General features: G+C 43.2%; 13 protein-coding genes and 1 other annotated feature. Of the genes, 9 read left to right on the top strand and 4 right to left on the bottom strand.

The features are described 5' to 3' along the window. Positions 1–52 precede the first annotated feature (52 nt). From GPK60_RS06075 to GPK60_RS06065, 3 genes are all read right to left on the bottom strand, one after another. Positions 53–403, bottom strand: coding sequence for a hypothetical protein (locus GPK60_RS06075; protein ID WP_215659080.1), 351 nt, complete (start codon positions 401–403; stop codon positions 53–55). 14 nt (positions 404–417) lie between these two features. Then, entirely contained in the window at positions 418–1,002 is a 585-nt protein-coding gene (locus GPK60_RS06070; protein WP_215659079.1) for an Rpn family recombination-promoting nuclease/putative transposase, read from the bottom strand. A 403-nt stretch (positions 1,003–1,405) separates the two neighbouring features. Beyond that, on the bottom strand, positions 1,406–1,582 hold the full coding sequence (locus tag GPK60_RS06065; RefSeq protein WP_243871939.1) for a recombinase family protein: 177 nt from the start codon (positions 1,580–1,582) through the stop codon (positions 1,406–1,408). Positions 1,583–2,070: 488 nt separating this feature from the next. Between GPK60_RS06065 and GPK60_RS06060 the strand changes: the two genes are divergently transcribed. The 9 genes from GPK60_RS06060 (at position 2,071) to trpA (ending at position 10,016) form a co-directional block, all read left to right on the top strand. Beyond that, positions 2,071–2,481: a hypothetical protein gene (locus tag GPK60_RS06060; protein WP_346727728.1), complete on the top strand. Its 411-nt coding sequence runs from the start codon at positions 2,071–2,073 to the stop codon at positions 2,479–2,481. A gap of 128 nt (positions 2,482–2,609) precedes the next feature. Beyond that, entirely contained in the window at positions 2,610–2,975 is a 366-nt protein-coding gene (locus GPK60_RS06055; RefSeq protein WP_215659078.1) for a hypothetical protein, read from the top strand. 61 nt (positions 2,976–3,036) lie between these two features. Continuing rightward, positions 3,037–3,303: a binding site (T-box leader), on the top strand. Positions 3,304–3,353: 50 nt separating this feature from the next. After that, on the top strand, positions 3,354–4,811 hold the full coding sequence (locus tag GPK60_RS06050) for a chorismate-binding protein (RefSeq protein ID WP_215659077.1): 1,458 nt from the start codon (positions 3,354–3,356) through the stop codon (positions 4,809–4,811). Continuing rightward, positions 4,811–5,377 carry an aminodeoxychorismate/anthranilate synthase component II gene (locus GPK60_RS06045; protein WP_215659076.1) on the top strand — a complete coding sequence of 189 codons (567 nt, stop codon included), beginning with the start codon at positions 4,811–4,813 and terminating at the stop codon, positions 5,375–5,377. The genes GPK60_RS06050 and GPK60_RS06045 overlap by 1 nt, the downstream gene beginning before the upstream one ends. A gap of 56 nt (positions 5,378–5,433) precedes the next feature. Next, positions 5,434–6,447, top strand: a complete 1,014-nt coding sequence (gene trpD, locus GPK60_RS06040) for an anthranilate phosphoribosyltransferase (RefSeq protein WP_215659075.1) — start codon at positions 5,434–5,436, stop codon at positions 6,445–6,447. A 3-nt stretch (positions 6,448–6,450) separates the two neighbouring features. After that, on the top strand, positions 6,451–7,236 hold the full coding sequence (gene trpC, locus GPK60_RS06035; RefSeq protein WP_215659074.1) for an indole-3-glycerol phosphate synthase TrpC: 786 nt from the start codon (positions 6,451–6,453) through the stop codon (positions 7,234–7,236). Next, complete coding sequence (locus GPK60_RS06030; RefSeq protein ID WP_215659073.1) at positions 7,233–7,844, top strand: phosphoribosylanthranilate isomerase; 612 nt, start codon at positions 7,233–7,235, stop codon at positions 7,842–7,844. The genes trpC and GPK60_RS06030 overlap by 4 nt, the downstream gene beginning before the upstream one ends. Positions 7,845–8,065: 221 nt before the next feature. Further along, complete coding sequence (gene trpB, locus GPK60_RS06025) at positions 8,066–9,250, top strand: tryptophan synthase subunit beta (protein WP_215659072.1); 1,185 nt, start codon at positions 8,066–8,068, stop codon at positions 9,248–9,250. Next, on the top strand, positions 9,243–10,016 hold the full coding sequence (gene trpA, locus GPK60_RS06020) for a tryptophan synthase subunit alpha (RefSeq protein ID WP_022119044.1): 774 nt from the start codon (positions 9,243–9,245) through the stop codon (positions 10,014–10,016). Before trpB ends, trpA begins: the two co-directional genes overlap by 8 nt. Before the next feature lie 57 nt (positions 10,017–10,073). On the opposite strand, the gene GPK60_RS06015 is transcribed toward trpA, so the two are convergent. Further along, a complete protein-coding gene (locus tag GPK60_RS06015) occupies positions 10,074–11,156 on the bottom strand; it encodes an ATP-binding cassette domain-containing protein (RefSeq protein ID WP_215659071.1) in 1,083 nt (360 codons plus the stop codon). Between the last annotated feature and the right edge of the window lie 109 nt (positions 11,157–11,265).

Below are 11,265 nucleotides of genomic sequence, written 5' to 3'. Positions count from 1 at the left end.
CATGCCATGAGTATACTATAATTTCTGATTTTTGGCTACCTTAACCCACCGTCTAAAGCCAGTGGGATTGCGGTAGCCTTGTTTCAAATTCCTGAACAGTATTTGCTTTTAATGCATTGGTAAGCCAATTATCCAAAAGATCTACATCCTGTTCTTCTTCGATTCTTTTTCTGGTCTTTTCGTCCACAGTTCCTTTTATTTCCAGCACACGCAAAATAAATTCCACTCTGCTGGCTTTCTTTTCTTCTGCTTTTCCTTCTTCTCTTCCAAGTTCAATTCCTTTTGCAATTCCCATCTTTTCCAGTCTCTCTGCTACATCACACATACTATGCACCTCTTTCTTTTTCTTGAACATTTCTTTATAACGGTCGTCACCTGTCATTACCTGCAACAGTTTTAACACTTCATCTACATGCTTTATTTCCGTCGGATCATCTGGTATATAATCTTTGTTCTTTCTTTTTTCACAAAAAAATTTGCTACGATTCGAAAATCACTCTGAAATCTTTCTATTTCTTCCTCTGTCAGCCATGCGATCTCAAACACCTGCATACTGTAGTCATTTACAAACTTATCCAGCCCTTCCGGTATTTCCATCAAAGATTTAATATTTTTCTTACTGTTCCAGTGTCTGTCCGTCCCAAAATACAATACAATTGTCACCACCGGAAGAATCTTTTTCCTTTCTTCCAGCAACTGGCTGCGGTACGCTGTCCCATCATATCCTATTACGCGAAACGGCATATTTTTCTCCACAACGCTCTGATTCTCAATACCGCAAATCGCAAGCTCTACTTCTTTTTCTTTCCAGTACTTTGCTACGTCTCGTTCCAGCTCATGTACTTTTTCATCTTCCGCTTTGTACTGTGAATGGATTGACGTATTTTCCAGTGCTTCCGGCAGGATTCTCTGTTCTCCCGCAAAAAGCAGTCCATTCATAATATCCGCAAATACATCATTATAATCTGCCAGAATCTTTTCTGTAATATCCTTTTCTCCCATAGCTTCTCCTTTTCTTTTGTTCTTTTTACGTGAAGAAGCCACAGGATGTAAGTTTTTCCCTCAAATAACATTTCAGGTAATACTGCTTACTTTTAAGTATACGAAAAATTTTTATTTCTTCAAGCCGCTTCACGCAGGTCTTTTTTAAATTGGATTTTCCTGCCGAACGGCATTGAATTTTCATTGAGTTTTGAAAAGCAATACGATTTTTGCTTTCTGTTTGATAGATATATAATATATTTTACTTCTGTTTTGTGTTTATTATAATTGTCTATGTGATGTTTGTCAACTATTTTGTTATATGCTTTGCATGGTATTTTTACATACACTTTATAAAATCAACATCAAAAGTAAACTTTATAACAATAGGGAGGCAACCCTCCCCATCAAAAAATTTCATTTTTTATCCTTCTTTTAATTTTCTGATCAGCTTACGATATTCCGGACGTTTAAAGTCTTTTCCTGACTGATAATCGCAGTAAATATTTTTTGGTGAAATACCATATGGTTTTAATGCCATGATCTGCCTGTCTATGTGCTGCTCTTTTGTAGAAACTCTGATATATGCATATTGTTCCATCTTCATCCTCCTGTGCTATGATTTTTCTCTTCAATAATACAGGAGCTGTTGCAAAGATGAGACGCCCCTTCGCTTCATAAATATTGCAAATAAATTTATATCTATATCAGTAATATATTTTATACAATATGTAACTCTCTATTTTATTTTTAAATTTTCTATAAACTTTTCAAAATCTCTTGTCAAATATTTCAATCAATGCTACTATATCTTCAAAGCATATTTCTCTTTACGGTATTTCTACCATCTGTTTTTTCTAATCTCATTTCAGAAATCCATGCTTTTATCCCATCAAAAAATAAAAAGCAGGAGTTCTGAATAAAAACTGAAGTAAGCATTTCAGCTCCTGCAATACAGGAGGTAATGCCTATGGCAAGAAAAAAACTTCTGCTGCAAAGAAAAATCAGGCAAAAAAATTACATTTGTCTGCAAACCGCAAGTATAAAGACACGGTATTTCGTATGCTATTTGCAGACAAAACCAATCTTTTGTCACTTTATAATGCAATGAACGGAAGCGATTATCATGATCCTTCCAAACTGCAGATTATTACACTGGAAAATGCGATTTATATAGGTATGAAAAATGATCTGGCATTTGTTATTGGCACAAATCTGTTTTTATACGAACATCAGTCAACCTATAATCCAAATATGCCGCTTCGCAACTTGTTCTATATTTCCAGTGAATACCAGAAAATGGTAGATTCAAACAAACTCTACTCTTCAACACTGTTAGAGATTCCTGCACCGCATTTTGTTGTTTTCTATAACGGAACCACAAAGCAGGAAGACAGCTGGTACAACTACCTGTCAGACTCCTATCATAATTTTTCCGGTATTCCCGATCTGGAACTGAAAGTAGTGACCTTAAATATTATTCAAGTCGAACGCATGTGAGACTTGGCACGCGATTCTGGTCAGCTTTGCTGACATTTACCCAACAGAATCGCTGTGCATCCTCGCGGAGCGTTTATCTTAGTCGGAGATTGCACTCCGACTAAGATAAAGGGCATAATAAAGAATTGATGGAACAATGTCAGACCTTAAACGAATATGCTCAATATGTAGAAAAAGTGCGTACCTATACAAAAGAAGACAACTTAGATAACGCTGTGGAACGTGCTGTAAATGAATGTATCCATGATGGAATTCTTGCAGATTTTCTCACGCAAAACAAATCGGAGGTAATTGCTATGAGTATTTTTGAATATGACGAAAAAGCAGTCCGACAAGTATACTATGAAGATGGACTACAAGCCGGACGCAAAGATGGTATCAAAACCGGCATTTTAAATATGCTGAAAACGCAAAAGTATTCTCTGGAAGAAATCTCTGAAGTTTTTCAGGTTCCGGTAGAGGAGATTGAGCAAATAAAAAAACAACAAATATAATTTCCCTATTGACAAATCCCCACCCCGGTTTTATACTCAGAAACAACAAAATATTTATCACTTTAAACCGATGAACAAGAGAAGTAAGCAGGAAGTTTTATTCCCAGAGAGCTGCAGGTGGTGCGATTGCAGTAATAAAGATTTTGCTGAATGGACTTGTGAGGGCAGTCTGAAACTGTATATTTTCTTTATTAAGATATAAGGAGTAGGAACTGACGGTGGCTCGATCCGTTATCAGCAGAGTATGTATGAATGTACATAACAGAGTGGCTGCAATGCAGCAATTTGGGTGGTACCGCAGAAGTAATTTATAGCTTTTGTCCCTTTGGAGGGGACAGAAGCTTTTTTTATATGTTTATAAAAGGAAAGGAGTATCGCATGTATCCAGATTGTGATGAGATTTTAAAACTTGCAAATGATTACGATATTATTCCGGTCTGCCGTGAAATTTATGCAGATGTTATCACACCGATCACGCTTCTTAGAAAGCTGTCCGGCATCAGCAACAGATATTACCTGCTGGAAAGTATTGAGGGCGGCGAAAAATGGGGACGCTATTCTTTTCTCGGATACGATCCGGTGATGCGTGTTTCCTGCAAGGAGGGCGTAGTAACTATTGAAAAGGGCGATGAGGTTACAACAAAGCAGACGGACAAACCGCTCGATGTTCTGCGTGAGATCATGAAGGATTACAAAGCTCCACGTCTTGCAGGACTCCCTCCTTTTGCCGGAGGATTTGTCGGATATTTCGCATATGCCATGATCGGATATGCGGAACCGACACTGAACATCAAAAAGGGCATGTTCAATGATTATGATATGATGCTGTTTGATAAGGTCATTGCCTACGATCATCTGACTCAGAAGATCAGCGTTATTGTAAATATGAAGACCGACCGTGTGATGGAGAATTACGGAAAAGCTGCTGCCGATATCCAAAATATCATCAATATTATCCGCACTGCCCCGGCTCCGGAAATCCCGGTTTCTTCTTCAAAAGTGAATTTTACCTGCAATGTCACTCAGGAAGAATACTGTAAGCTGGTTGAAAAAACAAAAGAATACATCATCGATGGTGATATTTTCCAGGCAGTTATTTCAAGACAGTTCTCCACTCCTTACGAGGGCAGCCTGATCAACCCGTACCGTGTACTGCGTACCACAAATCCTTCTCCGTACATGGTGTACCTGAGCATTGACGGTGAAGAGATCATGAGTACTTCCCCGGAAACGCTGGTCCGTCTGGAAAATGGCCGCCTGACTACATTCCCGGTAGCCGGTTCCAGACCGAGAGGCACAACACCGGAAGAGGACAAGATTCTGGAAAAGGATCTGCTTTCCGACGAAAAAGAACTTTCCGAACACAATATGCTCGTCGATCTCGGCAGAAATGACCTCGGTAAAATTTCGAATTTTGATTCGGTTGAGGTTACAAAATACATGATGATCCACCGCTATTCCAAGATCATGCACATCTGTTCACAGGTTGAGAGCAATATCCGCAGCGACTGCGACGGCTTAAGTGCGATTGAAAGTGTCCTGCCGGCCGGAACGCTTTCCGGTGCACCAAAGATCCGTGCATGTGAGATCATCGAAGAACTGGAAAGTGCACAGCGTGGGATTTACGGCGGTGCACTCGGTTATCTTGATTTTACCGGAAACTTGGATACTTGTATCGCGATCCGCATGGCAGTCAAAAAAGATGGTCATGTGTATGTTCAGGCGGGCGGCGGTATTGTCGCTGACAGTATTCCGGAAAATGAATATATGGAATCCTACAACAAAGCACTCGCTGTTATGAATGCCGTGAAAAATGCAAAGGAGGTGCTGGAATAATGATTCTCTTAATTGATAATTATGATAGTTTTTCTTATAATCTTGTTCAAATGGCAGGAAGTATCAACCCGGATATCAAAGTCATCCGAAATGATGCCATGACCGTAGAAGAAATCCGTGCCCTCGCACCTTCTCACATCATTCTGTCCCCGGGACCTGGTTATCCGAAAGATGCCGGTGTCTGCGAAGAGGTTGTGCGGCATCTTCAGGGAGAAATCCCGATCCTCGGCGTGTGTCTCGGACATCAGGGCATCTGCGAAGTATACGGCTGCACCATTTCTCATGCAAAACAGCTGATGCACGGAAAAAAGAGCCGCATCCACATCGATAACAACAGTCCGATCTTCAAAGGACTGGACGAAGAAATGGATGCCGCCAGATATCATTCACTGGTTGCTGTCCGTGAAACCGTTCCGGATGTTCTTCAGGTGATCGGGGAAGATAAAAATGGCGAAGTAATGGCAGTACAGCATAAAACATACCCGGTATATGGTCTGCAGTTCCATCCAGAATCCATTCTCACACCGCAGGGACGCATCATTCTTGAAAACTTTTTAAATTTATGATGCCTACGGATTGTTCCGTGCGTCGCACTCCCACAATATACAGGAGGAAATTTAGCATGATAAAAGAAGCTATTTACAAACTGATCAACCACAAAGATCTTACATATGAAGAATCACTCGCTGTTATGGGCGAAATGATGGACGGCACCGCAACTCAGGCTCAGATGGGTGGATTTCTGACTGCACTGCGTATGCAGGGAGAAACCATTGACGAGATCACTGCTTTTGCCACGGTTATGCGTGAAAAAGGTGTCAAACTTCACCCGGAACGTGATGTCATGGAAATTGTCGGAACCGGCGGAGATGAAGTCGGAACTTTCAACATTTCCACAACTTCTGCTTTCGTTGTTGCCGCTGCCGGAATTCCGGTTGCAAAGCACGGAAACCGCAGTATTTCCAGCCGAAGCGGAGCTGCCGATGTACTTGAAAACCTTGGTGCAAAAATGGATCTGACAGCCGAGCAGAACAAAACCGTTTTAAAGAAAACCGATATGTGCTTTATGTTCGCTCCGGTTTATCATTCTTCCATGCGTTACGCTGCTCCTGTCCGCAAAGAACTTGGCGTTCGTACCGTATTTAATATCTTAGGTCCTCTGTCCAATCCGGCGGCCGCCAAAATGCAGCTTCTCGGTGTTTACGACAAAGATCTTGCACCGGCTCTGGCTCAGGTTCTTTCCAATCTTGGTGTTACTCGCGGCGTGGCTGTCTGCGGCGATGACGGACTGGATGAGATTACCCTGACCGGTAAAACTTACGTCAATGAAATCCGAAATGGTGAAATCATTTCTTATACGATTACCCCGGAACAGTTCGGTTTAAAGAGCTGCGAGCTTTCCGAACTGATCGGTGGCACACCAAAAGAAAACGCTGAAATTACCCGCCGTATTCTGACCGGTGAGGAAACTGGACCAAAGCGTGACGTCATCCTGATGAATGCCGGCATGAGCCTCTATCTTGGCATCGACGGCATCACCCTTGCAGAAGGTATTGAAAAAGCAAAAGAAATGATCGACAGCGGAAAAGCTTACGCAAAACTTCAGGAATTTGTCAAAGCTACACAGGAGGCTTAATTTATGATTTTGGAACAGATTGCGGCAGATACCAGACTTCGCCTGATCGAGGAAAAGAAGCTGGTTTCCCCGGAAGAAATGAAAGAAAAAGCTCTCGCCCTTGCAGCAGATGAGACTTTTCCATTTGAAAAAATGTTGAAAGAACCTGGTATTCATTATATTTGTGAAGTCAAAAAAGCTTCTCCATCCAAAGGTCTGATTGCAGAAGATTTTCCATATCTGCAGATTGCAAAAGAATACGAAGCAGCCGGTGCAGATGCCATCTCCTGCCTGACAGAGCCGAAATATTTTCTCGGAAAGAAAGAATATTTAAAAGCGATCACAGATGAAGTTTCCATCCCGGTTCTGCGAAAAGATTTTACCGTAGACGAATATCAGATTTACGAAGCGAAAACACTCGGTGCAGGCGTTGTTCTTCTGATCTGTGCACTGCTTGATACCAAAACGATCCGCTCTTATATTGAAATCTGCGACCGACTCGGTTTGTCCGCACTGGTCGAAGTTCACGATGAAAACGAAATGGATTCTGCGATCAAGGCCGGTGCCAGAGTGATCGGTGTAAACAACCGAAACTTAAAAGATTTCACGGTAGATATCTCCAACAGCACCCGCCTGAGAAGTCTTGCTCCGGAAAATGCACTTTTCGTAGCAGAAAGCGGGATCAAAACAGCGAAAGATATTCAGGTATTAAAAGATGCCGGTGTAAATGGTGTGCTGATCGGTGAAACACTGATGCGAAGTCCCGACAAAGCTGCCATGCTTGCAGCCCTCAATGGAGGAGCCTTATGACAAAGATCAAAATCTGCGGTCTGAAACGCACAGAAGATATTTCTTATGTCAATGAACTGCTTCCCGATTTTGCCGGATTTGTTTTCGCAAAAAGCAGCCGACAGGTCGATGCAAAAAAAGCAGCAGAATTAAAAAAACAGCTTTCGCCAAAGATCAAAGCAGTCGGTGTTTTCGTCAATGCCGAACCGGAATTTATCGCCAAATTATATCAAAAACAAATCATTGATCTTGCACAGCTGCACGGCGATGAAACCGCAGATTACATTCATAGATTAAAAAATTTATGCCCTTCCCTCCCGCTGATCAAAGCCGTTCGCGTACAAAGCACAAAGCAGATCCTGGAGGCAGACAAGCTTCCATGCGATTATCTGCTGCTCGATACCTGGCAGAAGGATTCTTACGGCGGAAGCGGCAAAACATTTGACCGTTCCCTAATTCCACCGCTTGCGAAACCATGGTTTTTAGCCGGCGGACTGAATACAGAAAACATTGCAGAAAGTATTGCTCAGTGTCATCCGTGGGCGGTCGATGTGAGCAGTGCCGTTGAGACAAACAGTGTAAAAGACAAAGAAAAAATCAAAACATTCATTGATCATGTACGAAGATAAAACATTGTATGATGCCAGGGTCAAAAGCCTGAAACCACGATGTGCTTGCACAGGAGTGGTTTTATGGCTTAATGACCCGCCCCGATATGAGCATAAAAGTGGAGCGTAAGCTTCACGATATGCGAATATTGGTAGAATTGTGGGAGTACGAAGTACGGAACAATTCGTATGGCATCTTTTTACCCCAACATCATTGTATTATATATAGAAAGGATTCACTTATGAGCAAAGGAAGATTTGGAGAATACGGCGGACAGTACATCCCGGAAACACTGATGCCCGCTGTTCAGGAAGTAGAAGAAGCTTACAACAAATACAGCAAAGATCCGGAATTTATCGCAGAGCTGGATGACCTGCTGAAAAATTATGCGGGAAGACCTTCTCTGCTCTATGAAGCAAAAAAAATGACCGAGGATCTCGGCGGTGCAAAAATTTATCTGAAACGTGAAGACTTAAACCACACAGGAGCACACAAGATCAACAACGTACTCGGTCAGGTTCTTCTGGCAAAAAAAATGGGAAAAACCCGTGTCATCGCAGAAACCGGTGCCGGACAGCACGGTGTTGCAACTGCTACCGCTGCTGCTCTGATGGGACTGGAATGTGAGATCTTCATGGGCAAAGAAGATACCGACCGTCAGGCACTGAATGTATTTCGTATGGAACTGCTCGGTGCAAAAGTGCACGCTGTCACAAGCGGCACAATGACTTTAAAAGATGCCGTAAATGAAACAATGCGTGAATGGAGCAAACGTATGGATGACACGCTTTATGTACTTGGTTCTGTCATGGGACCTCATCCATTCCCGACAATTGTCCGTGATTTCCAGAAAATTATCGGAGAAGAAATCAAAGAACAGCTGATAGAAAAAGAAGGCCGTCTGCCGGATGCCGTGATTGCCTGCGTCGGAGGCGGAAGCAATGCCATCGGTACTTTTTATGAATTCATCCCTGATAAAAAAGTCGCCCTGATCGGCTGCGAAGCAGCCGGCCTTGGCATCGATACCCCGAAACATGCCGCTACGATCGCCAAAGGAAGCACCGGTATTTTCCATGGCATGAAATCTTTGTTCTGCCAGGACGAATACGGTCAGATCACACCGGTTTATTCTATTTCTGCCGGACTTGACTACCCTGGAATCGGCCCGGAACATGCGATGCTTGCAAAAGAAGGCCGTGCACAGTACGTTTCCATCACCGATGAAGAAGCCGTTAATGCATTTGAATATCTTTCCCGCACCGAGGGAATCATTCCGGCGATCGAGAGTTCTCACGCCGTTGCCTACGCAATGAAACTGGCACCGACTATGGATAAAGATAAGATCATCGTAATTACTATTTCAGGACGCGGCGACAAAGACGTGGCTGCCATTGCACGATACAGAGGAGTGGATATCTATGAGTAATATATATAAGGCATTCGAAAATAAAAAAGCATTTATCCCTTTTGTAACAGGTGGGGATCCAGACCTTGAAACCACAAAAAATCTGCTGATCGCCATGGAAAAAGCCGGTGCCGACCTGATCGAGATCGGTATCCCGTTTTCCGATCCGATCGCCGAAGGCCCGGTCATCCAGGAAGCAAGCCAGAGAGCACTCGCTGCAGGATGCACCACCGATAAATTGTTTGATATGGTAAAAGAAGCCCGCCAGAGAGTAAAAATTCCGATGGTGTTTATGACCTATATCAACCCAGTCTATACCTACGGAAAAGAACGCTTCATGAAACGCTGCGTAGAATGCGGCATTGATGGAATCATCGTTCCGGATCTTCCTTATGAAGAAAAAGAGGAGCTTTCCGGTGTCTGCGAATCATACGGCATCGACCTGATCTCCCTGATCGCACCGACCTCCCACGAACGCATCCGTATGATTGCAAAAGAAGCGAAAGGATTTGTCTACTGTGTATCTTCACTTGGTGTAACCGGCGTTCGAAGTGAGATTAAAACGGATGTTGCAAAAATGGTAGAAATGGTGAAAGAAGTAAATGATATCCCGGCTGCCATCGGATTCGGTATCTCCACCCCGGAACAGGCAAAAAAAATGGCATCCGTATCAGACGGAGCCATCGTAGGATCTGCGATTGTAAAAATTGTGGCGAAGTACGGAAAAGAATGTATTCCGGAAGTCGAAAAATATGTGAAAGAGATGAAAGCGGCGGTGGAGATTTGAATGTGCAAATGAACGAATTCCCCGAAGGGCACGTAAAAGTGCCTTCTTGGGAATTGTTCATTTGCACATCTCAAAAAGCCCACTCAACGGCTTTGCAAACTCCCCGCTTTTTTCGACATCCAGCGTACAGATCACTTTGTCGCACTTCTTGATCCATTCTTTTGCTTTCTGTATTTCTTTTTCTTCAATCCTGCCAAATGGTTTCACGGAGATCACTTCTGTCGCCAGTGCTTTTGCCGCGGGATAATCCAGATCGTTTTCCCACAGAATTCCCGTCACAAACGGCACTCGCTCTCTCTGTAATTTTCGAAAGACTGCTGTACCGGTTCCGTTTCCTGCGATCACAAAGACTTTCGGCTCTCCTTCTGTTTTCGGAAGTTCGAGATCTCCGGTGCGTTCATCATAAGAACCTGTTGTCATCTGATAAAGCTGTGGGATGTAGCCCTGCGTAAAAATTTCTTCCGGTGTTCCAAATCGATCTACTTTGTCTCCTCTGACACAGGCTATTTTATCGGAAATACGTCCTGCCAGGTCCAGTTCATGCAGGGACATGATTACGGAAAGATTTCGTTCCCTGGACATATTCTGGATGATGGATAAAAATTCCAGCTTATAGCGGATATCCAGAAAAGAGGTCGGCTCATCCAGAATGATGATATCCGGCTGCTGGCAGATTGCTCTCGCCAGCATTACCCGCTGTTTCTGGCCGTCACTCGTTTTTGAAAAATCACGGTCAGCAAGCTCGTGGATGTGCACCAGTTCCATTGCCTCATCTACTAGTTTCCAGTCTTCTTTTGAGAGTACGCCGAACTTCCCGGTATATGGATAACGTCCGGTCGCAACCACTTCTTTGCAGGTCATCATTTCCGGTCTTACCCGTTCTGTCAGCACAACCGAAAGTTTTCTGGAAAGCTCTTTTCCGCTGATTTGTTCCGTCTCTTTTCCATCCAGCACAACGACTCCGCCAAGCGGTTTCAGCTGTTTTATGATGCTTCTCAGGATCGTCGTTTTTCCCGCTCCGTTCGGTCCGATCAACGTCAGGATTTCTCCCTTTTTCAGACTGATCTTGATATTTTTTATGAGCGGAACGCCGTGATAGCCGACGATCAGACCTTCCGTATAAAAATAATATTCTTCCATATGCTATTCCGCCTTTTCTAAATCAAAAAGTGAACTACCCATTGTCTAAAGCCAATGGGCTTCCTGCTTCGCAGACCTCGCAACCTACTATCTCCACAGGCGTTAATTC

Origin of the sequence: Ruminococcus sp. MCC718, from assembly GCF_018783905.1 — a bacterium.
GTDB classification, from domain to species: domain Bacteria; phylum Bacillota; class Clostridia; order Lachnospirales; family Lachnospiraceae; genus Hominisplanchenecus; species Hominisplanchenecus faecis.
The sequence above is the reverse complement of the archived record's forward strand: the minus strand, read 5'-3'. Positions and strand labels throughout refer to the sequence as shown.

What these genes read in the sequence shown, in the direction of transcription:
- GPK60_RS06070 (WP_215659079.1), bottom strand. Translation starts at nt 1,002, where the DNA reads ATGGGAGAAAAGGATATTACAGAAAAGATTCTGGCAGATTATAATGAT.
- GPK60_RS06065 (WP_243871939.1), bottom strand. Translation starts at nt 1,582, where the DNA reads ATGGAACAATATGCATATATCAGAGTTTCTACAAAAGAGCAGCACATA.
- GPK60_RS06055 (WP_215659078.1), top strand. Translation starts at nt 2,610, where the DNA reads ATGGAACAATGTCAGACCTTAAACGAATATGCTCAATATGTAGAAAAA.
- GPK60_RS06050 (WP_215659077.1), top strand. Translation starts at nt 3,354, where the DNA reads ATGTATCCAGATTGTGATGAGATTTTAAAACTTGCAAATGATTACGAT.
- GPK60_RS06045 (WP_215659076.1), top strand. Translation starts at nt 4,811, where the DNA reads ATGATTCTCTTAATTGATAATTATGATAGTTTTTCTTATAATCTTGTT.
- trpD (WP_215659075.1), top strand. Translation starts at nt 5,434, where the DNA reads ATGATAAAAGAAGCTATTTACAAACTGATCAACCACAAAGATCTTACA.
- trpC (WP_215659074.1), top strand. Translation starts at nt 6,451, where the DNA reads ATGATTTTGGAACAGATTGCGGCAGATACCAGACTTCGCCTGATCGAG.
- GPK60_RS06030 (WP_215659073.1), top strand. Translation starts at nt 7,233, where the DNA reads ATGACAAAGATCAAAATCTGCGGTCTGAAACGCACAGAAGATATTTCT.
- trpB (WP_215659072.1), top strand. Translation starts at nt 8,066, where the DNA reads ATGAGCAAAGGAAGATTTGGAGAATACGGCGGACAGTACATCCCGGAA.
- trpA (WP_022119044.1), top strand. Translation starts at nt 9,243, where the DNA reads ATGAGTAATATATATAAGGCATTCGAAAATAAAAAAGCATTTATCCCT.
- GPK60_RS06015 (WP_215659071.1), bottom strand. Translation starts at nt 11,156, where the DNA reads ATGGAAGAATATTATTTTTATACGGAAGGTCTGATCGTCGGCTATCAC.